General features: G+C 68.1%; 23 protein-coding genes. 10 read left to right on the top strand and 13 right to left on the bottom strand.

Translation table 11 applies throughout. The annotated features are described in order from the left end of the window. Both A5694_RS08000 and rpsT read left to right on the top strand, forming a co-directional pair. Positions 1-795, top strand: a 795-nt coding sequence (locus A5694_RS08000; RefSeq protein ID WP_064921293.1) for a ribonuclease Z, incomplete at its 5' end; no start/stop codon positions are given. A gap of 120 nt (positions 796-915) precedes the next feature. Further along, the gene (gene rpsT / locus A5694_RS07995; protein ID WP_064921292.1) at positions 916-1,176 is read left to right on the top strand and encodes a 30S ribosomal protein S20; all 261 of its coding nucleotides are present in this window, start codon (positions 916-918) and stop codon (positions 1,174-1,176) included. A 73-nt stretch (positions 1,177-1,249) separates the two neighbouring features. Here the strand turns inward: rpsT and holA are convergent, their stop codons facing one another. From holA to A5694_RS07980, 3 genes are read right to left on the bottom strand one after another with little or no spacing between them, the layout of a single operon-like run. Next, on the bottom strand, positions 1,250-2,212 hold the full coding sequence (gene holA / locus A5694_RS07990; protein WP_064921291.1) for a DNA polymerase III subunit delta: 963 nt from the start codon (positions 2,210-2,212) through the stop codon (positions 1,250-1,252). 12 nt (positions 2,213-2,224) lie between these two features. Then, on the bottom strand, positions 2,225-3,784 hold the full coding sequence (locus A5694_RS07985) for a ComEC/Rec2 family competence protein (protein WP_064921290.1): 1,560 nt from the start codon (positions 3,782-3,784) through the stop codon (positions 2,225-2,227). A gap of 2 nt (positions 3,785-3,786) precedes the next feature. After that, positions 3,787-4,644 (bottom strand): ComEA family DNA-binding protein, encoded by an 858-nt coding sequence (locus A5694_RS07980; RefSeq protein ID WP_064921289.1) that lies wholly within the window; start codon positions 4,642-4,644, stop codon positions 3,787-3,789. Between the two features lie 82 nt (positions 4,645-4,726). On the opposite strand from A5694_RS07980, the gene A5694_RS24000 reads away from it, so the two are divergent. After that, the gene (locus tag A5694_RS24000; protein ID WP_165605194.1) at positions 4,727-4,888 is read left to right on the top strand and encodes a hypothetical protein; all 162 of its coding nucleotides are present in this window, start codon (positions 4,727-4,729) and stop codon (positions 4,886-4,888) included. A 147-nt stretch (positions 4,889-5,035) separates the two neighbouring features. Here the strand turns inward: A5694_RS24000 and A5694_RS07970 are convergent, their stop codons facing one another. Beyond that, a complete protein-coding gene (locus tag A5694_RS07970; protein ID WP_064921287.1) occupies positions 5,036-5,572 on the bottom strand; it encodes a DUF4352 domain-containing protein in 537 nt (178 codons plus the stop codon). 151 nt (positions 5,573-5,723) lie between these two features. Between A5694_RS07970 and A5694_RS07965 the strand changes: the two genes are divergently transcribed. Both A5694_RS07965 and A5694_RS07960 read left to right on the top strand, forming a co-directional pair. Next, on the top strand, positions 5,724-6,884 hold the full coding sequence (locus A5694_RS07965; protein WP_064921306.1) for an acyl-CoA dehydrogenase family protein: 1,161 nt from the start codon (positions 5,724-5,726) through the stop codon (positions 6,882-6,884). A gap of 14 nt (positions 6,885-6,898) precedes the next feature. After that, positions 6,899-8,008 carry an acyl-CoA dehydrogenase family protein gene (locus A5694_RS07960; RefSeq protein WP_064921286.1) on the top strand — a complete coding sequence of 370 codons (1,110 nt, stop codon included), beginning with the start codon at positions 6,899-6,901 and terminating at the stop codon, positions 8,006-8,008. A gap of 5 nt (positions 8,009-8,013) precedes the next feature. Here the strand turns inward: A5694_RS07960 and A5694_RS07955 are convergent, their stop codons facing one another. After that, positions 8,014-9,207 (bottom strand): enhanced intracellular survival protein Eis, encoded by a 1,194-nt coding sequence (locus A5694_RS07955; protein WP_082952573.1) that lies wholly within the window; start codon positions 9,205-9,207, stop codon positions 8,014-8,016. Positions 9,208-9,263: 56 nt separating this feature from the next. On the opposite strand from A5694_RS07955, the gene A5694_RS07950 reads away from it, so the two are divergent. Next, on the top strand, positions 9,264-10,307 hold the full coding sequence (locus A5694_RS07950) for an NAD(P)H-dependent amine dehydrogenase family protein (protein ID WP_064921284.1): 1,044 nt from the start codon (positions 9,264-9,266) through the stop codon (positions 10,305-10,307). A gap of 105 nt (positions 10,308-10,412) precedes the next feature. On the opposite strand, the gene A5694_RS07945 is transcribed toward A5694_RS07950, so the two are convergent. After that, positions 10,413-11,000 carry a PepSY domain-containing protein gene (locus A5694_RS07945; protein WP_064921283.1) on the bottom strand — a complete coding sequence of 196 codons (588 nt, stop codon included), beginning with the start codon at positions 10,998-11,000 and terminating at the stop codon, positions 10,413-10,415. 220 nt (positions 11,001-11,220) lie between these two features. Between A5694_RS07945 and A5694_RS07940 the strand changes: the two genes are divergently transcribed. Together A5694_RS07940 and A5694_RS07935 are read left to right on the top strand one after the other, a co-directional pair. After that, entirely contained in the window at positions 11,221-11,664 is a 444-nt protein-coding gene (locus A5694_RS07940; RefSeq protein ID WP_064921282.1) for an MmpS family transport accessory protein, read from the top strand. Then, the gene (locus tag A5694_RS07935; RefSeq protein ID WP_064921281.1) at positions 11,661-14,582 is read left to right on the top strand and encodes an RND family transporter; all 2,922 of its coding nucleotides are present in this window, start codon (positions 11,661-11,663) and stop codon (positions 14,580-14,582) included. The genes A5694_RS07940 and A5694_RS07935 overlap by 4 nt, the downstream gene beginning before the upstream one ends. Positions 14,583-14,660: 78 nt before the next feature. Here A5694_RS07935 and A5694_RS07930 read toward each other — a convergent pair whose 3' ends face one another. From A5694_RS07930 to nadD, 5 genes are read right to left on the bottom strand one after another with little or no spacing between them, the layout of a single operon-like run. Next, on the bottom strand, positions 14,661-15,512 hold the full coding sequence (locus A5694_RS07930) for a DegV family protein (protein ID WP_064921280.1): 852 nt from the start codon (positions 15,510-15,512) through the stop codon (positions 14,661-14,663). Further along, positions 15,509-16,258, bottom strand: a complete 750-nt coding sequence (gene octT / locus A5694_RS07925) for a diglucosylglycerate octanoyltransferase (RefSeq protein ID WP_064921279.1) — start codon at positions 16,256-16,258, stop codon at positions 15,509-15,511. Before octT ends, A5694_RS07930 begins: the two co-directional genes overlap by 4 nt. Then, positions 16,248-16,919 carry a glucosyl-3-phosphoglycerate phosphatase gene (gpgP, locus tag A5694_RS07920; RefSeq protein ID WP_064921278.1) on the bottom strand — a complete coding sequence of 224 codons (672 nt, stop codon included), beginning with the start codon at positions 16,917-16,919 and terminating at the stop codon, positions 16,248-16,250. The genes octT and gpgP overlap by 11 nt, the downstream gene beginning before the upstream one ends. Further along, positions 16,916-17,311: a ribosome silencing factor gene (gene rsfS, locus A5694_RS07915; RefSeq protein WP_064921277.1), complete on the bottom strand. Its 396-nt coding sequence runs from the start codon at positions 17,309-17,311 to the stop codon at positions 16,916-16,918. The genes gpgP and rsfS overlap by 4 nt, the downstream gene beginning before the upstream one ends. Beyond that, positions 17,308-17,985: a nicotinate-nucleotide adenylyltransferase gene (nadD, locus tag A5694_RS07910; protein ID WP_082952572.1), complete on the bottom strand. Its 678-nt coding sequence runs from the start codon at positions 17,983-17,985 to the stop codon at positions 17,308-17,310. Before nadD ends, rsfS begins: the two co-directional genes overlap by 4 nt. A gap of 161 nt (positions 17,986-18,146) precedes the next feature. Here nadD and A5694_RS07905 point away from each other — a divergent pair, with 161 nt between their 5' ends. Together A5694_RS07905 and A5694_RS07900 are read left to right on the top strand one after the other, a co-directional pair. Continuing rightward, a complete protein-coding gene (locus A5694_RS07905) occupies positions 18,147-19,148 on the top strand; it encodes a class I SAM-dependent methyltransferase (RefSeq protein WP_109535633.1) in 1,002 nt (333 codons plus the stop codon). 200 nt (positions 19,149-19,348) lie between these two features. Further along, entirely contained in the window at positions 19,349-21,964 is a 2,616-nt protein-coding gene (locus A5694_RS07900) for a LuxR C-terminal-related transcriptional regulator (RefSeq protein WP_428844264.1), read from the top strand. Positions 21,965-22,311: 347 nt separating this feature from the next. Here A5694_RS07900 and A5694_RS07895 read toward each other — a convergent pair whose 3' ends face one another. Both A5694_RS07895 and A5694_RS07890 read right to left on the bottom strand, forming a co-directional pair. Next, on the bottom strand, positions 22,312-23,754 hold the full coding sequence (locus tag A5694_RS07895) for a vWA domain-containing protein (RefSeq protein WP_419179708.1): 1,443 nt from the start codon (positions 23,752-23,754) through the stop codon (positions 22,312-22,314). A gap of 7 nt (positions 23,755-23,761) precedes the next feature. Beyond that, entirely contained in the window at positions 23,762-24,652 is an 891-nt protein-coding gene (locus A5694_RS07890) for an AAA family ATPase (RefSeq protein ID WP_064921274.1), read from the bottom strand. Between the last annotated feature and the right edge of the window lie 15 nt (positions 24,653-24,667).

The following is a 24,667-nucleotide window of genomic DNA, read 5'->3' as shown; positions in this document are numbered from 1 at the left end:
GACCCCGACCGCGCCGGACCGTCAACCCTGATCCGGGCCGGCGGTCAGGCGCTGCTGATCGACTGCGGGCGCGGGGTGTTGCAGCGCCTGGCCGCCGCCGGGGCGTCGGCCAACACGCTGTCGGCGCTGCTGCTCACCCACTTGCACAGTGACCACATCGCCGACCTCGGTGACCTGCTGATCACCCGGTGGGTCACCACGTTTACACCCGACCCCGCGCCGCTGCCGATCATCGGCCCGCCGGGCACAGCAGACGTCGTGGAGGCGACGCTGCGGGCGTTCGGGCACGACATCGGCTACCGGATCGCCCACCACGCCGACCTGACGGCACCTCCTCCGGTCGAGGTCCACGAGCACACCGCCGGTCCGGTGTGGGATCGCGATGGCGTGCAGGTCACCGTGGCGCCCACCGATCACCGGCCGGTGACGCCCACGATCGGGTTCCGGATCGAACACGCCGGTGCTTCGGTGGTACTGGCCGGGGACACCGTGCCCTGCGCCAGCCTCGATGAGTTGGCCGCCGGCGCCGGCGCGCTGGTCCACACCGTGATCCGCAAGGACCTCATCGCCGCACTGCCCCAGCAGCGGATCCGCGACATCTGCGACTACCACTCCTCGGTGGCCGAAGCCGCCGCGACCGCCCAGCGCGCCGGGGTCGGCACGCTGGTGCTGACCCATTACGTGCCCGCCATCGCGCCCGGGCAGGAGGATCAGTGGCGCGCGCTGGCGGCCGCGGAGTTCGACGGGCCGATCGAGCTCGGCGACGACCTGCACCAGGTAGTTGTCGGAGGCTGAGCAGAGGGACGGCCGTTTGGGCCAAGTTGGGGAGTTGACAGCCCAGCTGGTAACCTGAACAGCCGTTGCCCCCGCGTCGGGAGGCGAACCCAACTCAAGCTTTTGCGAAGGAACTACTCCGTGGCCAACATCAAGTCGCAGGTGAAGCGCAACCGGACCAACGAGCGCGCCCGGCTGCGCAACCAGTCGGTGAAGTCGGCGGTGCGCACCGCGATCCGCGCCTTCCGTGAGGCCGCTGAGGCCGGTGACAAGGAGAAGGCCGGCGAGCTGCTGGTGGCGACCAGCCGCAAGCTGGACAAGGCCGCGAGCAAGGGCGTGATCCACAAGAACCAGGCCGCCAACAAGAAGTCGGCGCTGGCGCAGGCCCTCAACAAGCTCTGATCCCCGCGCAAGCAGACACCAGCGCCCCCATTCCGGTCGGAATCTGGGGGCGTTCGTCTCTGCTCGGCACCCGTTAGCGCGCGGCCAACTCGGCGACCTGACGGACCGCGGCTTCTAGGGCGTAGTCGGCGTCGGCTGCAGCGCCTTTGACATCTGCGTTGAGGGCGGCCACCAGCCGCACCGCGGCAGCCACCGATTCCCGCGACCAATACCGGGACTGCTTCTGGGCCTTCTGCACCCGCCAAGGCGGCATGCCCAATTCGCCGGCCAGCCGGTAGGGGTCACCGGACTTCGGCCCGACCCGGGCGATGGTGTGGATCGCCTCGGCCAGCGCGTCGGCCAGCACCACGTGCGGTTCGCCGCGGATCATCGCCCAGCGCAGCGCCTCGGTGGCACCCTCGACGTCGCCGACTACGGCCCGATCGGCGACGTCAAAACCTTTCACTTCGGCTTTGCCGCTGTGGTAGCGGCGCACCGCGACGGCGTCGACGTGCCCGCCGGTATCGGCGACCAGTTGCGAGCAGGCTGAGGCCAACTCACGGATATCGGAGCCCACCGCGTCGAGCAGCGCCGCGACGCAGGCGTCGTCGACCTTGGCTTTGAGCCGGCGGAACTCGGCACGAACGAAGTCGGCGCGTTCGGCGGGCTTGGTGATCCGGGCGCACGGGTGCACCTGGGCGCCGAGTTTCTGCAGCTGGCCGGCCAGCGCTTTCGCGCGCCCGGCACCGGAATGCACCACCACCAGCACGGTGCCCGCCGGGACGTCGGCGGCCGTCGATCCGATCAGGGCCACGGCGTCTTTGCCGGCCTCGCCGGCGGCTTCCAGCACAACCACGCGTTCATCGGCGAACAACGACGGACTCAGCAGCTCGGCGAGCTCACCCGCCTCGACCTCACCGGCCCGCAACCGGTCCACCGGGATGTCGGTGCTGCCGGACTGGGCGCGTACCTCCGCCAGGACCTGCGCAACCGCCCGCTCGACCAGCAGTTCCTCATCGCCGAGGATCAGATGCAGCGGCGAAACCGGTTGGCTCACCCGCCAATCGTGTCACGCAGCCCCGACACCCGCCCAGCCGGTCAACACCTCCGAGACCGACCAGGCCAGCAGGCACAGCGCCAACGCGGTCAGCACCCGCCGACAGCACCGCCACCGCCAGCACAGCACGATCAGCAATGCGGCGGCGCTCACCCCGACGACCCCCGCCATCCCTGCGGGCACGGGCACGGTGGCGGCGGGAAACCCGCCGCTCCAATGCGCAACCCGGGATACCCACCACAGTTCGGGCCCGGTGAAGCGGATCAACAGCTCGGCGGCCGCCGGCCACCATCCGCACAGCACCGCCGCCGCGCTACCCAGCACGGTGATCGGGGCGACCAGCACCGCCACCGCCAGGTTGGCGAGCGTGCTGACCAGGCTGAGCCGGCCGGAGATACCGGCAATCAGCGGCGCGGTGACCAGGTTGGCGGCCCAGGCCACGGCGACGGCGGCGGCCAGCGGCTTCGGCCAGCCACGGGCCACCAGCCGGGCTGACCAGACCGGTGCGATCAGCACCAGCGCCGCAGTGGCCACCACCGACAACGCGAAACCGACATCGACGGCCAGGTGCGGGGCCAGTGCCAGCAGCACCAACACGCTAGTGGCCAGACTCGGAACCGCCTGGCGCCGGCGCGCCGACAGCACCCCGAGCAACGCGATCGCCCCCATCACCGCTGCCCGCAACACGCTGGCCGTCGGCTGCACAACGATCACGAACGCCAGCAACGCAAACCCGGCCAGAACCGCCGCGGCCCGCGGCCCGACCAGGCGCGCCGAATACAACACCGCGCCGCAGACGATGGTCACATTCGCACCCGAGACCGCCATCAGGTGCGTCAAACCCGCAGCCCGAAACTCGCGCCCCGTGGCAGCGGTGATCGCCGACGTATCCCCGAGGACCAGCGCGGGCAGCATCCGGGCCTGCTCACTGGGCAGCACTCGCCGGGCGGCGGCCGCAAAGCGGGCACGCACCTGATGAGCCGATCGGGCGATGAACCCGGGCCGGCCCCAGGTGGGCTCCCCGGAGGCGGTCAGCGTCGCGACCGTCAGGTCACGCCGGGTGGGGCGGGCGATCTTGGCGCGGAACGCCATCGGCTGACCGACCATCGCCTCGCCGAATTCCATGCCGGATGCGAAAACCACTACCCGACCGGAGGATTGGGCACCATCAAGGCGCTGCAAGGTGGCCCGCAACATCACCCGGCGGGCGCCGACCTGCATCGGACTCTCGCTGGGGTTGACCGTCACCGCGGCGGTGCGGCCGAACGCGGCGGTGATCGGGTGGGCGCTGACCGCGTCGGTGCGCAGCGCGACCGCCCACCCGAACCCTGCCCCCACTGTCGATGCCGCTGCCAGAGCCGCACCGGCCAGCCGCCAACCGGGCCGCCGCATCCGCGCGCCGTAGCACCCCAGCGCACCCGATAAGGCGCCGAGCCCGGCGCACAACACTGCCAGCGTGCCGCCGATCTGCCATTGGATGCCCGCCGCGGTGACCAACCAGCCGATCAGCGCGGCCGGCACCAGCCGAACGTCCGGCCGGGCCGGTGCTGCTGCGGCCGCCGTAGGGGTCACCGTCAGACGCGGACCAGGGCACGCAGCTTCTCCAGGCGCGCCGGGCCGATTCCGTCGACGTCGCCGAGCTGGTCCACGTCGGCGAATTTGCCGTGCGTCTCGCGCCAGGCGACGATGGCGGCCGCGGTGACCGGCCCGACGCCGGGCAGCGCGTCAAGTTGTTCGACGGTCGCGGTGTTGAGGTTGACCCGTTCACCGGGTTTGAGTTCTGGTTTGGCCGGCGCCGTCGTCGACGCGGTGCTCGTCCGTGGAGCCTCGGGGGCCTGCGACGGCGCGCCGACCGAGCTGCCGAGTACCGGCGGTCCAGACGGGGGCGCCAGCCCGACCACGATCTGTTCGCCGTCGACCAGGGGGCGGGCTAGGTTCAACCCGAGCGTGTCCGCACCGTCAAGGGCTCCGCCGGCAGCGGTAAGTGCATCAGCGATCCGGGCGCCGGGCGCCAGCGTCGCCAGCCCAGGCTTGTGCACCAACCCGACGACGCTGACCACCACCTGGTCGGCGCCGGACGCCGCGGGCGCCCCGGCGGGTTCATCCGCGCGCGGGCTGGCGGTCGAAACCATCTCCACCGGAGGCAGTTTGGCGCTGCGCACCGGTGCGGGCTGATCGCGCAGCACGGTGAACACCGTGACGAGCACCGCGACCGCGGCGATCACCGCCAGGGTGATGGCCCCGGCCCGGCCCGGGTCAGCCCGCACTTTGGCGAGCCAACCGGTGTCGGCCGTGCCGTCGGGCAGCCAGCGGGGCAGCAAGGAGTTCGGGTCGGCGTCGTCATCCGGTTCGGGGGTGTCGGTGCTGCGATCGGGGGCGGGCAGCAGGCCGAGGCGACGCTGCAGTCGCTGGCCGGGTAGTTCTGGTGCCATGCGCCGACGGTAGGTGCTGCTCCCGGCAGCGCTACCGGCTCAGTAGCGGGTCGGGGCAAAAATTGTGGATCAACGCACGGTTGTGCAGAAACCCGTGATGGTCTTCGCCAGCGGGCGAGCCAACCGGCGCCGCGACAACCAGCATCGGCTGGACAGGGCGCGCGAAGGCAATCTGGTCACCGGCGCTCGCGGTCGGCGACCACCGCCGCCGGGCCGGACCCTGGTCGGGGTGGGCTACCCCTGAATGACCAGCTGGCGCGGCGCAATCTCATTACCGAGGGCTGCGCGCGGCGGCCGAGTGTGCGGTTCCGGTCGCAACATCGCGATTTCGGCGACCAAACCGCACAGTCGAGGCAACGGAGCCTTACGGCCTCAGCATCGCGCCCACGCTTTACCGGGTCACCCACTCCCCGACGTCATGGGAGATACCCGAGGACGGTGCATAGCGCACCTTCGTCGCGGTGACCCCGGAGGGCAGCGCGAACACGACGCAACCGGTGCTCGACGAGCCGGCGGCGAGCAGGAACCAGCCGTAGGCGAAGTCCTGGCACTCGGTCACGGTGGCGAAATCGGCCTGGTAGCTCTGGTGGTCCGAACCGATCACCGAGACGTCGCTGTTGCTGTTGCCGACGATGGTCGTCGTTCCGGCGTTCTCGATCCGCAGTTTGGTCGCGATGTAGGTCTTGCCGGGTTCACCCCAGCCGTTCGGGACCGTGGCCGGGTTGATGATCTCCGTCAACGTCACCGCGATCTTCTGCCCGCCGATGCGCATCAGGTCCAACGTCTGCCCGATGTGCGCGGCCGGCCGCGCGGGCGGGGCCTGCTGGGGCGAAGCGATCGGCGTGGGCCGGGATTCCTCGGCCGCCTCCGCCGAACACGACACCGCGCAAAAGAGCAGGACACACAGTACGACGAGCGACCGTCTCATGACCGCTAGCCTACAAAAACGCGCGGTAGCGCCTGCGTTCACCGGTTCCACCTGGTTTCCGGGACGCGACCGCACCTTCCCCCGCGCCCCGAGGCGGGTTCCGATTAGGGTGCATATCAACCTGTGTTCACCCACCCACCGGGAGGCCGACGTGAGACTGGCACTGACCGCCGAGGAGGCTGCGTTCCGCGACGAGATGCGCGCCTTCTTCACCACCGAGGTCCCGGCGGACATCCGGGAACGCAGCCGGCAGGGCCACTCGATCTTTCCCGACGATATCGTCGCCACCCAGAAGATCCTCAATGCACACGGTCTCGCGGTGCCCAACTGGCCGGTCGAGTGGGGCGGCAAAGATTGGACGCTGACCCAGCACCAGATCTGGCTCGATGAAATGCAATTGGCGTCGGTGCCCGAACCGCTCACCTTCAACGCCAAGATGGTCGGCCCGGTGATCGCCGAATTCGGTTCCCAGGCCATCAAAGAACGCTTCCTCCCCGCCACCGCCAATCTCGATATCTGGTGGTGTCAAGGGTTTTCCGAGCCGGACGCCGGCTCCGACCTGGCGTCGCTGCGCACCACGGCGGTGCGTGACGGCGACAGTTACATCGTCAACGGGCAAAAGACCTGGACCACCCTGGGGCAGTACGCGGACTGGATTTTCTGCCTGGTCCGCACCGACCCGCAGGCGCCCAAGAAGCAGGCCGGCATCTCATTCCTGCTTTTCGAGGTGTCCACCCCGGGCGTCACCATGCGACCGATCAAGCTCATCGATGGTGGCTATGAGGTCAACGAGGTCTTCTTCTCCGATGTGCGAGTGCCCGCCGATCAGCTGGTCGGCGAGGAGAACCACGGCTGGACCTACGCGAAGTTCCTGCTGGGCAACGAGCGCACCGGGATCGCCGGGGTGACCCGCACCAAGGTTCGGCTCGCCGAGGTAAAGCAACGCGCCAAGGAGCTCGGCGCACTCACTGACCCGCTGTTCGCGGCGCGGCTCGCGGAGATCGAAAACGACTTGCTGGCATTGGAACTCACTCAGATGCGGGTGTCGAGTGACTCCGCCGACGGCAAGCCCAACCCTGCGTCGTCGGTGCTCAAGCTGCGCGGCAGCCAACTGCAGCAGGCGGTCACCGAACTCTTCGTCGAACTCGCCGGTCCGGACGTGCTGCCGTTCGGAGCGGGTGAGGGCATCGCCTCTCCGGAGTGGGCGCAGCGCGCCGCGCCGACCTACCTGAACTACCGCAAGACGTCGATCTACGGCGGCAGCAACGAGGTGCAACGCACCATCATCGCGTCCACCATTCTGGGCCTGTAGGAGGTACGACGGTCATGGACTTCCAACTCAGCGACGAGCAGGTCCTGCTCCGCGACACCACCCGTTCGATGCTGTCGGGCTACGACACCGAGACCCGCAATCAGGTCGTCGACGCCGATCCCGGCTTCAACCCGCAGGTGTGGAAACAACTGGCCAACACCGGCATTCTCGGCCTGGGATTCGACCCCGACGAATCCGGCCCACTGGAGATCATGGTGGTGCTCACCGAGATCGGCCGGCGAGTGGCCCCCGAGCCCGTCGTGCATGGAGCGCTGGGGCCGGGCGCGCTGATCGCCGAACGCGGCGACGCGCGGCAGCGCGAACTGCTCGAAGCGGTCGCCGAGGGCGATCAGATCCTGGCGTTCGCCCACACCGAGCCGGGCACCCGCGGGCAGCACGGACAGGTGGCCACTGCGGCTGTGCGGCAAGGCGATTCATGGCAGCTGAGTGGATGCAAGAACCCGGTGTTGACCGGGGATCGGGCCGACACCCTGGTGGTCAGCGCCGCCCTGCCGGACGGTGGGACCGGACTGTTCCTGGTCGACGGACGCGCTGACGGCCTGTCCCGCCAGCCCTACCGCACCTTCGACGGCCGACGCGGCGCCCAGATCGACTTGGCCAACACGCCAGCCACCCCGCTCGGTGAGCCCACCGACGCCAGCACGGCCATCGAGCACGCCATTGTCCGCATCTCCTCGGCGCTGTGCGCCGAGGCGGTGGGCGTGATGGAAGAGGCACTGCGGCTGACCACCGACTATCTCAAGACGCGCAAGCAATTCGGGGTCACGCTCAGCACCTTCCAGACCCTCACCCAGCGTGCCGCCGACATGTACGTCTCGTTGGAGATGGCCCGCAGCATGAGCCTGTACGCGGCCATGTCGATCGCCGACGGCAACCTCGACCCGGTGATCGCGGCACGCGCCAAGCTGCAGATCGGCCGGTCCGGGCGACACATCTCCCAGGAAGCCATCCAGTTGCACGGCGGGATCGGGATGACCTGGGAGTACCCGGTCGGCCACTACGCGGCAAGGCTCACCGCGATCGAACACACCCTGGGCTCATCGCAGGATCAGCTGCACACGCTGATGGGCAACCTGGGCAACTACGACTTGGCCAAGCTGTAGCGGCTTTAGAAGAAGAAGCCGAGCTGAGCCGGCACAGCGCTGACGAAAGCAGCGTCGAGCCGCGATGCCAGCCCGGGCTGTCGGCACCGCAAGCGGTTCGCCGCGGCCAGCGCCGTCGCCCGGTGGGTGCCCAGGTACAGGCTGCCCAGCACGTCGAGATCCAGTTCGGCGTCCGCCGGCGCGTCGGTCGGAGTGCACTGCGCCCGGCCGTCGCGGATGTCCAGCGCGAACCGGCCACCGTCGCCGCGGAACCCGTCGGACACATCCACAACGGCGCTCAGCTCCGCAGCGTAGCTGCGGGCCTGCAGCGCGGCCGCTACATCCATCAGCCGGAGCCACCCCTCGTCGGTGCGTGCGGTGGTACGGGCCAGCCGGGTGTCGGTCAGCAGGTAGGGCAGCGGATCGTCGGGGTAGGTGCCGATGACGACGGTCTGCATCAGATCCATGCCCAGCAGCGCCCGCCACAGCGCGGCGTGCGCCTCCGCGGTCACCGCCCGCAGCTCCGCCACCCGCACCGTCTTAGACGTCGTGCCGTGCACCCGATACAGCGCGTAACCGTGCGGGTGCAGCAGCGCCATCCACGCGGTGCCCCCGTCGCGGTCGCCTTCCCGGTCGGCGAGCAGGTCGTCCCAGAGCGCAGTCGGGCGCACCAGCCCGCCGGGGGTGCGCTCGCGGCAACGGTCGTAGATCGCGGCGAACTCGTCGCGGTGATCACCGGCCCGGACCAGGCGGACACCGCCGGGGTCGGGTGCGTCGGGGTGGAACACCGCGAACCGCCGGTCGATGGTCAGCTCCTGGTCGACGGTGGCCGGGCCGTAACCGAACCGCCCGTAGATGCCGCCTTCGCTGGCGGTCAGCGCCGCCAGCGGATATCCCGAATCAGCGATGCGCCGGTGCAATTCGACGTACATGGCGCGCAGCACACCGCGCCGGCGGTGGGTGGGCGCGACGACCACTCCGCTGATGCCGGCCGCCGGCAGCACCGCGCCGCCGGGGACGGTGAGCCGCAGGTCGAGGTAGAACGCCACGCCGATCACCTCGCCGCCGTCGCAGGCCACCACCGCGCCGTCGGGCGGAACCATGGTGCGAAGCGCCTCGACTTGCTGCGGATGCGGGAACGATCCAAAGCCGGCGGCCTCCAACAGCGCGAGCTGTGGCCAGTCGTCGTCTTGCGCGGTCCGCACGGTCACCTCGGTCACGGACTTCGACGGTGCCACAACCGGCGGCGCGCCGCATCCCAATAAGGTGTGGAGCCATGAGCACACCGCTGCGCGTCATCCAATGGACCACCGGCAACATCGGGCAGCGTTCGCTGCACGCCATCATCGGCCGTCCCGACATGGAGTTGGTCGGCGTCTACGCCCACGGCAAGAACAAGGTCGGGGTGGATGCCGCAACGCTGGCCGGCTTGCCAGAACCCACCGGGGTCACCGCCACCGACGACATCGACGCCCTGATCGCGCTGAAGCCGGACGCCTGTTGCTACAACCCGCTGTGGCCAAGCATCGACGAGTTGGTTCGGCTGTTAGAAGCCGGGATCAACGTGTGCTCCACGGCCGCCTGGATCACCGGCGGCAAGCAGACCCCGCAAGACCGCAAGCGCATCGAGGACGCCTGCCGAGCCGGGAACTCCACGATGTTCGGCAGTGGCGCCCATCCCGGACTGACCAACATGGTCGGCATGGTGCTGTCGGGAGCGTGCGAACGGGTCGACGAGATCCGAATCACCGAATCGGTGGACTGCTCGACGTATGAGTCCGCGGCCACCATGGCGGCGATGGGATTCGCCCAAGATCCCGCCACCCCCGGCCTGGCCGAGAGCGTCCGCCGGGAAAGCGAGGTGTTCGCCGAGTCCGCGGCCATGATGGCCGACGCGATCGGCGCAAAGCTGGACAAGATCACCTTCGACGTGCAGTTCACCGCCGCCACCGGCGACAGCGACCTGGGCTTCATGAAGATCCCGGCCGGAACCGTGGGCAGCGTCTTCGGCTACCACCGCGGCTGGGTCGGTGAGCGCAATGTCGTCAGCGTGGGGTTCAACTGGATCATGGGCAGCCATGTCGCCCCGCCCAAGCCGGTGGCGCACGGCCACGTGATCCAGGTATTCGGGCTGCCGAACATGCGCACCGTCATCAACTGCCTGCCGCCCAAGGACTGGAACGAGCCGAACTTCAACGGCTTGGGCTCGATCTACACCGCCATGCCGGTGACCAACGCGGTGCCGGCGGTGGTTGCGGCCGCGCCCGGAATCATCACACTGGCCGATCTGCCGCCGATCACCGGCCGCTCCGGCGGTTAGCGAGCCTTGACGAAGGAGAGGCGAAGCTGGACCGCCGAATCAGCCCCAGCCAGCTGAGCGGCTGGACTGGCCTACACCGGCGGTTAGCCGAGCTGGACCGTCGAATCAGACCGGCCGGTTGGTGGTGATCGCCCCCGACGCCGCATCGATGGTGACGTCGTGTTCGACCAGTTCGGTGTCCCACACGTCGGCATCCCACACCACGGTGCCGTTCATGTCGAGCAGGCTCAGCTCGGTGATCGAGCCATTGGGCACCGCGGTCAGCACCTTGTTCACCGCGGCCCGGTAGTCCAGGCGGGCGCCGTCCAGGTTGGCGCGACGTTTGGCCTTGTCGGCGTCGCTGTCATCGGTGACAGTCGGGCCGACCAGCACCGACACCCCGTCGGATCCGATCTTGAGTTGCCGTTCGGTGCCGTCGCGGGTCACCACCCGCACCTTCCAGGTGCCGGCGTCGTTGGTTTCGCTCTCGATGAAGATCAGCACGCTGGACGGAACCTGGGAAATGGCGAGGTCACCGGCGGTCAGCAGGGTCCGGGGATCCGGCGGCGCATCCGGGCGCGACCAGGACGCCCCCGCGGTGGTCGACTCCGCCGATTTCGCGCCGGACCTGCCGTTTCCGCTGCAACTGGCGAGCGCCAGCGCTACTACGATGACCACTGCGCCGAATCGGACGCCATTCACCAGACCGTGCATCAGCGGCCATGCTACTGAAACGCCGGCAACGCTGCCGCCCCGCCGGGGACTTGGGAATCGGCACGCCCGGGGTGCGCACCCATTGCGATCGTTAGTCAGACGAAGGTTATGCTGCCCGAGGGCGAAATTCGCGGCAGCCTTCGACGAGTCCGGGCGAGGCCGGAACAAAGTGTCCGCTGCCGGCGTTCGACCGCAATATCGATCAGCGGAAGGCGGTGGTATGAAGAGGATCCCGATCGCCGCAATACTCAAACGGCATTGGATTCCGCTGGTCTTTATCGTGGTCATCTTCATATCCGGCGTCATCGTGAGCCGGCTGCACAAGGTGTTCGCCTCGCAGGACCTCAACCCCCACGCCGGCGCGGGCATCGAGATCGTGCAGTTCAACCCCAAGTACGTGGCTTACGAGGCATTCGGCCCGCCGGGCACCCGCGCCGACATCAACTACTGGGACGCCGAGGCCAACGTCCATCAACTCAACGACGTACCGCTGCCGTGGTCCTACACCGTCGTCACCGTGCTTCCCGCTGTGCAGGCCAACATGATCGTGCAGGGCAACACCGGTGAGATCGGCTGCCGGATCAAGATCGACGACCGGCTACTCGACGAGCGACGCGCCACCGGACTCAACGCCCAGACCTTCTGCCTGGTGAAGTCCGGATGATCAAACGGATCCGGGCGCAGCTCGACAAACACCAGGAGCCGCACGTCAAGCGGCCGTTCTTCGCGCACATGCTGCGGATCTTCGCGGTGCCGATCATCATCGCCTGGATCGTGCTCACCGTCCTGGTCAATGTGCTTGTGCCCCAGCTGGAAGTGATCTCCGAGGAGCACTCTGCCCCGCTGGCACCGATGGATGCGCCGTCGATGATCGCCAGTCAGCTCGTCGGCGAGAACTTCCAGGAATACAAGTCCAACAGCACCGTGATGATGGTCGTGGTCGGCGAGGACGAGCTCGGCGAGGACGCTCACCACTACTACGACGAGATCGTCAAGAAGCTGGTCGCGGACAAGGAGCACGTCGAGCACGCGCAGGACTTCTGGAGTGACCGGCTGACCGCCGCGGGCGTGCAGAGCTCCGACGCCAAAGCCGCCTACATCATGCTCAACCTGGTCGGCAACCAGGGCATGACCGAGGCCAACGACTCGGTGCAAGCGGTCCGCAAGCACATCGACGACACCCCCGCCCCGCCCGGAGTGCAGGCCTACGTCGCCGGTCCGGCAGCGCTGACCGCGGATCTGCGCGAGATCGGCGACGCCAGCCTGGTCAAGATCACCTTGTTCACCATCGCCGCGATCGCGATCATGCTGTTGATCGTCTTCCGGTCCATCTCGGCGATGCTGACCCAGCTGTTCCTGACGCTGCTGGAACTGATCTGCGCGCGCGGCGTCGTCGCGTTCCTCGGGTTCAACAACGTGATGGGTTTGACCACGTTCGCGGTCAACATCATGGTGATGCTCGCGATCGCCGCCGGCACCGATTACGGCATCTTCCTAATCGGCCGCTACCGCGAGGCGCGGCTGGCCGGCGAGGACCGGATCGACGCCTACTACACCACCGTGCGCAGCGTCACCCCTGTGGTGCTGGGGTCCGGGCTGACCATCGCCGGAGCGTCGGCGGTGTTGTACTTCACCCGGCTGCCCTACTTCCACACCATGGGCATCCCAGTCTCGGTCGGCATGATCGTCGTGGTCGCCGCGGCGCTCACCCTGGGACCGGCCCTGCTGGTGGTGGTGAGCAGCTTCGGGCTGCTGGACCCCAAAGCGGCCAAACGGGGCGGATTCTGGCGCCGCGCCGGGGTCTCGGTGGTGCGCTGGCCGGCTCCGATCGCGGTGGCCAGCCTGGCGGTCGTCATGATCGGGCTGGTCGCGCTGCCGGGTTTCAAACCCGGCTACGACGACCGGAAATACCTGCCGAAGGACACCCCGGTCAACGTCAGTTACGCCGCCGCCGAGAAACACTTCTCAGCCGCCCGGATGGCCCCGGACATCACCATGGTGACCTCGGACCATGACATGCGAAACCCGGCCGACATGCTGGTGTTGGACCGGGTCGCCAAGAACATCATGCGGGTGCACGGCATCGCCATGATCCAGGACATCACCCGCCCGTTGGGGATTCCGCTGCAGCACAGTTCGGTTCCCTTCCAGCTCAGTGCGTCCAATCAGCTGATGATCCAGAACATGAAGACGCTCAAGGACCGGATCAAGGACATCGACACGATCTCCCAGCAGCTCGACAAGGACATCGAGTTGCTGATCCAGATGTACGGCTACCTGCAGGAAGTCGATCGGACCTTCGACGACACCGCCGAGGTCACCGAGCGCACCGTAGAGGTCTCCGATCGGATCCGCGACCACCTGGCCGACTTCGATGACCAGTTCCGGCCGCTGCGCAACTACTTCTACTGGGAGCCGCACTGCTTCGACATCCCGATGTGCTGGGCGCTGCGGAGCACCTTCGACACCACCGACGGCGTCGACCAGCTGACCGAGCAACTGCACCACCTGTCCGCTGACATCACCAAGACGGCCCGCTTGCTGCCGCAGGCGGTCGAGTTGCTGCCGGCCGTGGTCGACACGATGAAGATCATGCGCGGGCTGGTGCTGACCGTGCACTCCACGTTCTCGGCGTTCGTCGACCAGATGGAGGATCTGAGCAACACCCAGATCATGATGGGTCAGAGTTTCGACGACTCGAAGAACGACGATTTCTTCTATCTGCCCGCGGAGGCCTTCGACAACAAGGACTTCCAGACCGGTCTGCGACTGTTCATGTCACCGGACGGCAAGTCGGCACGCTTCTTCGTCACCCACCAGACCTATCCGGCTACCGAGGAGGGCATTGCCCGCGTGGAGCCGGAGCGCATCGCCGCGCAGGAGGCCCTCAAGCAGTCCTCTCTCGCGGATGCCAAGGTGTACGTCGGCGGAATGGCGGCGCTGTATGAAGACATGAGTAACGGCGCCAAATACGACCTGATGATCGCGGTGGTGGCGTCGCTGACGTTGATCTTCTTGATCATGATGATGATCACCCGAAGTCTGGTGGCCGCGGTGGTGATCCTGGGCACCGCGTCCAGTTCGATCGCCGCGTCCTTCGGCATCTCGGTGCTGATCTGGCAACACATCTTCGGTCAGCACATCTACTGGGTGACCCTGGTGTTGGCGGTGATCGTGCTACTGGCGGTCGGCTCGGACTACAACCTGCTGCTGGTCTCCCGCTTCGAGGAGGAGATCCACGCCGGGCTGAAGACCGGTTATATCCGGGCGATGGCCGGCAGCGGTGGCGTGGTGACCTCGGCCGGTATGGTCTTCGCCGCCACCATGGGCATCATGTTCTTCAGCGATCTCAAGGCGATCGGCATGTATGGCACCACGGTGGCGATCGGGTTGCTGCTCGACACCTTCGTGGTCCGCGCGTTCTTCATGCCGTCGATCGCGACGCTGCTGGGCAAGTGGTTCTGGTGGCCTCAGGTGGTCCGGCCGTGGGGGCCCAACAAGAACATCCGCGGGATCGCGGCACACACGCCACACGATGAGCCGGTGGCCGACACCGACCGGTTCGCAGCCCCGACACAGTAATCCAGCCCCCGGCGTTGATTCTGCGTCCAGGGCGGCGACACGCCGAAAGGCACCGCCCTGGGCGCAGAGTGAACGGGTTCAGGCCCCCGCGGGATCGACGTCCACGCACACCGCGACCGCACCCGCCCCGACATGCAGCGCCAGCGTCGGTCCCAGATCGCTGATGACGGCCGGTTCACAGGCCGGCAACCGCTCGGCGAGCGCGCCGGCCACCTCATGGGCCCCTTGCGGATTGGCGACGTGATGCACGGCCAGCGCGGCCCGGCGATCACCCACCACGTCACAGACCCGGTCGATCATCGTGGCGACGGCCTTGCTGACGGTGCGGACACGCTGTGCCAGCACGAGTTTCCCGTCGTCCACGGTCAACAGCGGCTTGAGGGACAGTGCGGTGCCCAGCCAGGCCGCCGCACTGCCGATCCGGCCGCTGCGCCGCAGGTTGTCCAGCCGGTGCACCACCAGATACGCGTGAGAGCGCCGCACGGCAGCCTCCGCGGCAGCCACCACACCGTCGAGGTCGGCACCGCCGGCGGCCGCGCGGGCGGCGGCCAGCGCCACGAACCCGGTGCCCATCGCCGCCGACCTCGAGTCGACCACCCGCACGCCGGAGCCGATCTGGGCGCAGACGTGCTCGGCAGTGCCGAACGTGCCGGACAGCGCCGAGGAGATGTGGATCGCCACCACACCGGCACCACCGCTGTCCGCCAACCCGTTCCGGTAGGCGCCGGTCAGTTCCTCCGGATTGGTGCCGGCCGTGCTGACACCGTCACGGGCGTAGATGTCCTCCGGGATGTCATCGATGCCGTCACGCAGGTCTGCCCCGCCGAGCAGAATGTGCAAGGGCACCACCCGGATTCCCCACCGGTCACGCAGTTCAGCGGGCAGACACGCCGACGAGTCGGTCACCACGACGACGGCCGGGCCGGTCATTCCGTCTGTCCGGGCACGCCGGCCTCGGCCAGCGCTTTGAGCATCAGTTCGGCGACGGCCCGGTGCGCTTCGAAGTTCCAATGGATGCCATCGGGGTTAGCCCGCCCGCTCATGACCTCTTCGGCCACTGCCAGCTTCAGATCGACCAGCGCAACGTCGTGCCGCTGCGCCCACTGCGTGATCGCCTGCACCGTCGGCTCCCGACCCTGGTGGGCACGACCATACGTGTCGGCGATGTGGACCGACGGCAGACACGCCACAATCGGTATCCCTGGCCGGTTGAAATCGATTGCTCCCCTGGTCTTTTCGAGATAGTCGGCGGTCAGGCGCGGCGGCAGTGCCGCGCGGGCCCGCGGTGAAAGTCGGGGCTGTAGCCAGCCGTAACCGTCACGCACCCAGCGTCGTAGCCGGGGCGGCCGCACATATCGGATCAACTCGCGCAGCGCGGTCGGCCACACCGAGGGCAGCGAATCCATCCCGCTGGTGGCGATGATGACGGCCCCGGCTCGGGGCAGGGCAGCCCAGGCGCGTGGATCCTGGGTGGCCGCCCACCACACGTCCCGGCTGGTCCAGCCGATCCGTCCGATCAACTCGACGTCCCAGCCCAGGTGCGCTGCAACGATGTTCGGCCAGATCCGCGGGTCGTCGGCCGGCAGCCCGCCGGTGGGCCCGTAGTAGGACAGCGAATCGGCGAAGATCAGCAGCGTCGGACGGGGGGCGGAGGACATCGCCGGTTCAGAGGACATCGCCGGCCACCTGTGCTGAAGCGTTCCAGACGTCCAGGCGCCAACGGACGCCGGCGAGATCGGTCACGTCATCGTCGGAGTACCCGCTGAGCTGGGTCCAGCTGGCATTGGCCATCCCGCCCAGCACCGGCCAGTTCTCGACCGGAAGGCGCAGCAACGCGGCGGTTAGGGCAGCGATCAGGCCGCCGTGGGCGACCAGCACCGCCGGCCGGTCGCCGTCACCGCTCCCCCAGGCCGGCTCGCCGGCGACCAGCTCGGCGACCAGCGGTTCGCTGCGCGCGGCCACATCCACTCTGCTCTCCCCACCGTGCGGGGCCCACCGGGCGTCATCACGCCAGGCCAGCCGGGCGCCGGGCGCCGCGGCGTCGACCTCCTCGTGGGTCAGGCCTTGCCAATCACCGAGGTGCGTTTCGCGCAGGCGAGTGTCCACCCGGACCTGCAGCCCGTTGTGCTCGGCCAACACCGTGGCGGTGTCGTAGGCACGCCACAGATCCGAAGACACGATCAACAGCGGGTGACGCTTGCGCAGCACCTCGGCCGCCGCCTCCGCCTGGGCGCGGCCCAGGTCGCTCAGCACGGTGTCCAGCTGACCCTGCATCCTGCTACCAGCGTTGAACTCGGTCTGGCCGTGCCGCAAGAGGATCAGGCGGCGGACCCTCACGACACATCCCCCGGCGCCGGCGCGCCGTCGGAGTCGGCCAGGTCGACCGGCACCAGCGGGCAGTCCTTCCACAGCCGGTCCAGCGCGTAGAAGTCCCGCTCGTCCTGGTGCTGAATGTGCACCACGATCTCGACGTAGTCCAGCAGTGTCCAGCGCCCTTCCCGGGTGCCCTCGCGGCGCGCCGGCTTGTACCCGGCCCGTCGCATCTTCTCCTCCACCTCGTCGACGATCGCGTTGACCTGGCGTTCGTTGGACGCCGAAGCGATGACGAAGCAGTCGGTGATGACCAGCTGGGCGGAGACGTCGATGACGACGACGTCGGTGGCCAGCTTTGCGGCGGCGGCCACCGCGGCCACCGTCGCCATGTCGATGGCCTCCGGGCTGGCCGTCATGCGTTGTTCCCGGCGGCCAGGCTGGTGGACTGGCCGACGGCCTTCTTCGCCCCGGGGCCGTCGCCGCCACGGTAGAGCCGGCGTTTGGACACGTACTGCACGACGCCGTCGGGCATCAGGTACCACAGCGGCCGGCGCTGCTCGGCGCGCTGGCGGCACTCGGTCGACGAGATTGCCAACGCCGGGATCTCCACCAGGGTCAACGCGTTCTCCTCCAGTTCGCCCAGCACGCCGGTGATGTGGTCGTGCCGCAGCTCGAATCCGGGCCGGCTGACCCCGACGAAACGTGCCAAGTCGAACAACTCCTCCCAGCCCTGCCAGGTCAATATGGACGCCAAGGCGTCGGCGCCGGTGATGAAATACAGTTCGGAACCCGGGTTGAGTGCATGCAGGTCACGCAACGTGTCGCGGGTGTAGGTGGGGCCGGCGCGGTCGATGTCGACCCGGCTCACCGAAAAGCGTGGATTGGACGCGGTGGCGATCACCGTCATCAGGTACCGGTCCTCGGCCGCTGAGACGCGTCGATCCTTTTGCCAGGACTGACCGCTGGGCACGAACACGACCTCGTCCAACGCGAATTTATGGGCTACCTCGCTGGCCGCGACCAGGTGGCCGTAGTGGATGGGATCAAACGTCCCGCCCATCACCCCCAGCCTGCGTAGCCCGTCATGCATGGTTCGCCAGCTTACTGGACCAGCGGAAACGGCTGTCGGCAGACGGCCGCCGCCGGGTCAGCGCGATTGCGGGGGCAAAGCACCGCACGATCGTGTAGAAGAGGGCTGTGGATAAGTCGCCGTCGACATCGGTTGATCCCGCGCAGGCGGCCAAGGACGCCATGCTGCGCCGTTTCTATACCCGGGCGCGGATCGGTGGGCAGATCGTGCTGCCGGCCGTCCCCAGCATGCTGGACGAATACGTGACGATGTGCGACGCAGTGTTCGCGGGCCTGGGCAAGCGCTTCAACGACGCCGAACTCGCCCATCTTCGCGGGGTGTTGGAGGGGCAACTGGCCGCTGCCTACTCGGCGTCGCCGCGCTCGAACATCATCATCTCCTACGACGCCCCGATCGGCCTCACGCTGAACTACACGGTCCGCGCCGAATGGAGCTCGATCTCCGAGGCCTACGAGCGTTGGCTGGCCACGCGGGAACCACCGCTGTTCGGCACCGAGCCCGATGCCATGGTCTGGCAGCTGGCCACCCAAGCCGAGATGGCCGGTGATCCAGCTGCGCATCACGTGCTCGAAATCGGTGGCGGCACCGGGCGCAACGCCCTGGCACTGGCCCGCCGCGGGCACCCGGTCGACGTCGTGGAGATGACCCCGAAGTTCGCCGAGATGCTGAAAGACGAGGCCGACCGGTGCTCGTTGGACGTGCGCGTCATCGTGCGGGACGTATTCGTCGACGCTGATGACCTGCGCCACGACTACCAGCTGATCGTGCTTTCGGAGGTATTGACCGATTTCCGATCGACCCAGCAGGTACGCAGTCTTTTCGAACTCGCCGCCCGCTGCCTGGCTCCCGGCGGGCGGCTGGTGTTCAACGCATTCCTGGCGCGTGAGGGCTACCATCCCGACGACGCCGCCCGCGAATTCTGTCAGCAGGTGTACTCGAGCTTGTTCACCCGCGACGAAATGTCGGCCGCCGCAGCGGGCTTGCCCCTTGAGCTCATTGCCGACGAGTCCGTATACGACTACGAAAAGACACACCTGCCCGACGGCGCCTGGCCGCCCACCAGCTGGTACGCCGACTGGGTGAGCGGGCTCGACGCGTTTCGGACTTCCCGTGAGGAGAGCCCTATCGAGTTGCGCTGGTTGGTATTCGCGCGGGCGCGCTGACCACGCCCGGACCGAGCATTCACCGAGCAACTTCCCGACCGTTCGACGAACCCATTTACGTGATCGTCAACGTTTGTTTTTCCCGGGTGGAAATATTTACACCCCCCGAACGTGCGGCGTAGGTTTTGGCCCAACGCAGTTGTCCGGGGGGAGGACGGGGGGCTTTGCGCGGCAAGGTTGAATCTGCTTCTGCGTGGCCGATTGTCGGCCGCGATGATGAACTGCGCAAGGCGATGGCAGCCCTGGGGCCCGATTCCGAACTACAGGGTGTCGCGTTGGTCGGCGACAGCGGTGTCGGCAAATCGACGCTGGCGCGCGCGCTCGGTGCCCGCCTCACCGCGGCCGGGCGAACAGTCCGGTTCGTGCTGGGCACCCAGACCGGCCGTGACGTACCGCTGGGGGCGTTCTCCCGGTCGGTGACCGTCGATGCGAGCTGCGAGCCGGCAGCGATGTTGGCGATGGCGCACCGGAATCTCGCGGCCACGCAGAACCCGGTGATCGTCGTCGATGACGCTCAACTGCTCGACCCGTTGTCGGCCACCCTGGTCTACCAGCTGGCGGCCGAAGGCACGGCCCAGGTGATCGTGGTGATCCGGTCAGGCGAAACGCTGCTCGACGCGGTGACCGCACTGCTCAAGGAGCAGTTGGTGTTGAACATGCACATCAACCCGTTCACCCGCGAACAGACCGGCGAACTCGCACGCCGGGTGCTCGGTGGTGTGGTCAGCCCGCAAGTGATCAAACGGTTGCACGACCGAAGTGGCGGAAGCCCGCTGTATCTGCGTGGACTGCTGCGGGCCGGCCAGGAAGACGGCGTCCTGGTGCAAGACGAGTATGGCTGGCAGCTCAAGGGTTCTCTGCACGCCGACTACGAATTGTCTGTTCTGCTCGGGTTTCGCCTGCAGACCCTCCGGCCCGAAGAGCTGGATGCACTCGAGATTCTGGCGATCGCGGAATTGCTGGACTGGGAGGTGTTCCGCGAACTCTGTTCTCCCGAAGCTGTCTCCGGCCTGGAACGTCACCGATTGGTTACCCTGACTTCGGACAGCGGCGGCACGCTGGTGCAGGTGACCCACCCGGTCTTCGGTGAAGCGGTGCTCGAGCGTGTCGGTGTGGTGCGCTCCCGGCGGCTCAACGGTGTGCTGTTCAAGGCCTTTGACAAGTACCTGCGGGGAGGCGGGCGGCGGTTGCGGCTGCCGGACGTGCGCGGCAAGATCCGGATGGCCCAATTCATGATCTGCAGCGACCTGGAGCCCGACTTCGAGCTGATCATCGGCGCGGCAGTGAGGGCGGCGGCCATGTCCAACCTGGCCCACGCAGAAGAGCTGGCCCGGTTCGCCTTTGACCGCGACGGTGGCTTGCCGGCGGCACTGGTTCTCGGCGAAGCCCTGTTGTGGCAAGGCCGTGGCGAGGAGGCCGAGTCGGTGCTGACCGATGTCAGCCTCGACGGCGCCGATAACGCGGCGATTGTCCAGTGGTGTTGTGTTCGCGCGTCGAACCTGTTTTGGAACTGCGGTCAAATCGATTCCGCGCGGCAGATTCTTGCTGGCGTGCAGGATCGCGCGCATGCGGAAGCCAGTGCGGCCCTCATCCGCGCCCTGGAAGTGGCTTTCGCGTTCTTCACCGGCGACCTCACCAGGACGCTTCGGGCCGGACCACCGTTCTGCGAGGCGGACGTGTCGCCGTTCGCGACGGCGCTGGCTGCCCTGCCGACCGCGCTGGCGCTGGCCACCGTCGGGCGCTTCGGTGAGGTGGCCGGGATCGCGGGGATGGGATTACAGGCGGCCACGCGCAGTCACTCCGGAATGATCCGGTTCGGTCTCGGCATCGCCGAGGTCATGGCACTCGTCACCGCCGGCGATTACCAGCAGGCGGAACTGGCCGCCGAACGCTATGTCACCATGGCGGCCGGTGTCCCGGAGCCAGACGCGATGGCCGGTGTGTTGCACGGCTTGGTACACCTGGCGCACGGCCGATTGCCCTTGGCATGTTCGCAGTTTCAGGACTCGTCGCCGGTGCTGTCCGGCGCCGCTCCCCCGTTGTGGCCGATGCTGGCGAACGCTTGGACCGCCGAGGCTGAAGCGGCCCGCGGCAACGCGATGTCCGCCTCGGCCGCACTGCGGCGTTGCGAAAAAGCCTACGGAGCACAGATCGCCGCCTTTCTACCGGAACTCGAGCTGGCCCGCGCCTGGGAGCGGGTGGTGCACGGTCAGACCTCCGATGCCCGAACGCACGCGCTGCGAGCCGCGCAGAGCGCCCGGCGCGCCGGGATGCACGCTGTCGAGATGCGGGCGCTGCACACCGCGGTCCGATTCGGCGAGCGCGCACACGCCGACCGGCTGGCAGAGCTCGCCGAGACACTGGACGCGCCGTTGCCCGATGCGGCTGCTGCCCATGCTCGCGGCCTGGCCGAGCACAACGCCGATCTGTTGAGCACCACCTCGGACCGATTCGCGGCCATGGGTGCGTTCGCACTCGCCGCCGATGCGGCGGCCCAGGCATCCGCCGAGTACGCGCGCAGCGGTCAACGCGGCAAGCAGTTGGAGTCGTCGACGCGAACGCAGTGGTTGGCCAAGCAGGGCGACATCCACACGCCGGCCATCGCGTCGGTGACTCAGCCCCTGCCGATCACCGATCGTGAACGCGAGATCGCGATGCTGGTGGCCGCCGGGCTTCCCAACCGTCAGATTGCCGATCGACTCTCCGTGTCGGTACGCACCGTGGACGGGCACCTGTACCGGATGTTCGCCAAACTCGGCATCGAACGGCGCGAGCAGCTGGTCCAGCTGTTCGCCGAGGGCCGGCCACGGGCCTGAGGTCCCCGGACACTGGAAAGGCCCGCCGCAGCGCGCCTCTTAGTTCCCGGGTTCTGGTGGCTCCGGGCATCGCCCCATGTTGCCGCCGGAGGCGACGGCGCTGATGCCGCCACCGTCGCCTCCGGCGCCCTCCCGCCCCCGCATTGCCGCCATCGCCACCGTCAGATGCGTAAAGCTCGCCAAGAAGCCTTAGGTTATTTCGGTGTTCGCGGGGGTTCATAGAGTAATCCACTACCCTAGTTTTTCCGGGAAAGCGCCCGCGCTTACTCGCCTCGGCGAGCGTGGGCAGCGATACGGCTGGTCCAGCTGGGCCAACGGCCTGCCAGGCGGCCTGCCAGAGCAGGGAATCAGACCGGCAGCAGCTGGTCGATGACCGCGGCCAATTGCTTGGCCGACCGGCATTCATGCATGGCGATGACGTCGGTATACCGCGGCACCGCCGAATCACCGCTGCCCCACAGGTGCCGCGGCTCGGGGTTGAGCCAGTGCGCATGGCGACTCGCGGTCACCAGATGCGACAGCACGTCGGTGCCCGGGTCGCGGTAGTTGGTGCGGCCGTCGCCGAGTACCAGGAGCGCCGTGCGCGGGGACACCACACTCGGGTACTTCTCGACGAACGAGCCGAAGGCATGGCCGTAGTCGGAGTGGCCGTCGCGGGTGTACACCGCGGACTCGCGGGTGATCCGTTGAATGGCCACCGCCAGGTCGGCCTCCGGCCCGAACAGATGCGTCACCTCGTCGGTCGTGTCGATGAACGCAAAGACACGAACCCGGGAGAACTGTTGGCGCAGTGCGTGTACCAACAGCAGAGTGAAGTGGCTGAACCCGGCGACCGACCCCGAGACGTCACACAACACCACCAGCTCGGGCCGGGCCGGGCGCGGCTTGCGCAGCACCACGTCGATCGGCACGCCGCCGGTGGACATCGAGCGGCGCAAGGTCTTTCGCAGGTCGATGGTGCCGGCGCGGGAGCGTCGCCGACGGGCGGCCAGCCGGGTGGCCAGGGTGCGGGCCAGCGGCGCCACCACCCGTCGCATCTGGCGCAGCTGCTCTCCGGAAGCGCGCAGGAACTCGACGTTCTCCGACAGTTGCGGGATGCCGTACATCTGCACGTGCTCGCGGCCGAGCTGCTCGGCGGTGCGCCGCTTGGTCTCAGCGTCGACGAGCTTGCGTAGCTGCGCGATCCGCTGCGCCGCAACAGCCTTGGCGATCTGCTCCTGAGTCGGGCTGGGCTCGTCGCCGTACGGGGCAAGCAGCCCCGCCAGCAGTCTGCCCTCCAGCTCGTCGAGTGCGAGCGCCTTGAGCGCCTGGTAGGCGGAGTAGGAGGGGCCGCGGCTGGAGCGGTATTGCCCGTAGGCCCCGACGATCGCCGCGATCATCGCCGACAACCGTGGGTCGGTATCGGCCAGGTCGGGGTTGTCGGTCAGCAGATCGACCAGCATCTCCCGCATGTCCTCGACGTCTTCGGGCAGCGGTGCGTCGTCGGCGGACTGCGGGTCATCGGAGACGATCACGGTGCGCCCGCCCAGGGCGGCGGGAAACCACAGATCGAACATGGCGTCATAGGTGTCGCGATGGTCGGGCCGGCGCAACACCGCGCAGGCCAGGCCTTCGCGCAGCACCTCCCGATCGCCCAGCCCGAGTGCGGCCAGCACCCGCCCGGCGTCGACGGTTTCCGATGGTCCCACCGAAATCCCTTGACCCCGTAGGGCTTCGACGAAGCCCACCAGGTGCCCCGGGATGCCGTGCGGGGCCAGCGGCTGCGGCGGACGGGTGCGGCGGACCATCAGGGGACCATCAGTTCAGTCGCAGTTCCCCGGATGCGCGCACCTGGTCGGACTGGTGCTTGAGCACCACCCCGAGGGTGGCGGCCACGGTGGCGTCGTCGATGGTGTCCAGGCCCAGCGCCAACAGCGTTCGGCCCCAGTCGATGGTCTCGGCCACCGAGGGAAGCTTCTTGAGCTGCATGCCGCGCAGCACGCCGATGATGCGCACCAGTTCGGCGGCCAGGTGTTCGGGCAACTCGGGTACCCGCGACAACAGAATGCGCCGTTCCAGGTCCGGGTCGGGGAAGTCGATGTGCAGGAACAGGCAACGGCGCTTGAGCGCCTCGGACAGCTCCCGGGTGGCGTTGGAGGTCAGCACGGTGAACGGCGCGCGGGTCGCGGTGATGGTGCCCAGTTCGGGGACGGTGACCGCGAAGTCGCTCAGCACCTCCAGCAGCAAGCCCTCGATCTCGATGTCGGCCTTGTCGGTCTCATCGACCAGCAGCACGGTGGGATCGGTGCGCCGGATCGCGGTCAGCAGCGGACGCGACAGCAAAAACTCCTCGGAGAACACGTCCATCTTGGTGGCGTCCCAATCAGCGGATCCGGAGCCTGATTGGATGCGCAGGATCTGCTTGGCGTGATTCCACTCATACAGCGCTCGGGCCTCGTCGACACCCTCGTAGCACTGCAGCCGTACCAGTCCGGCACCGGTGGCGGCGGCCACGGCGCGGGCCAGTTCGGTCTTTCCGACGCCGGCCGGTCCCTCCACCAGCAGCGGCTTGCCCAGCCGGTCGGCCAGGAACACCGCGGTGGTGGTGGCGGTGTCGGCCAGATACCCGGTCTCGGCCAGTCGGCGGGCGACGTCGTCGATATCGGTGAACAGCGAGGTGTGCTGAGCGGGGGTGGCGGGCAGGTCCATGCGGGGTACGGCTCC

This window comes from Mycolicibacter sinensis, assembly GCF_001667945.1.
Taxonomy (GTDB): domain Bacteria; phylum Actinomycetota; class Actinomycetes; order Mycobacteriales; family Mycobacteriaceae; genus Mycobacterium; species Mycobacterium sinense_B.
The sequence above is the reverse complement of the archived record's forward strand: the minus strand, read 5'-3'. Positions and strand labels throughout refer to the sequence as shown.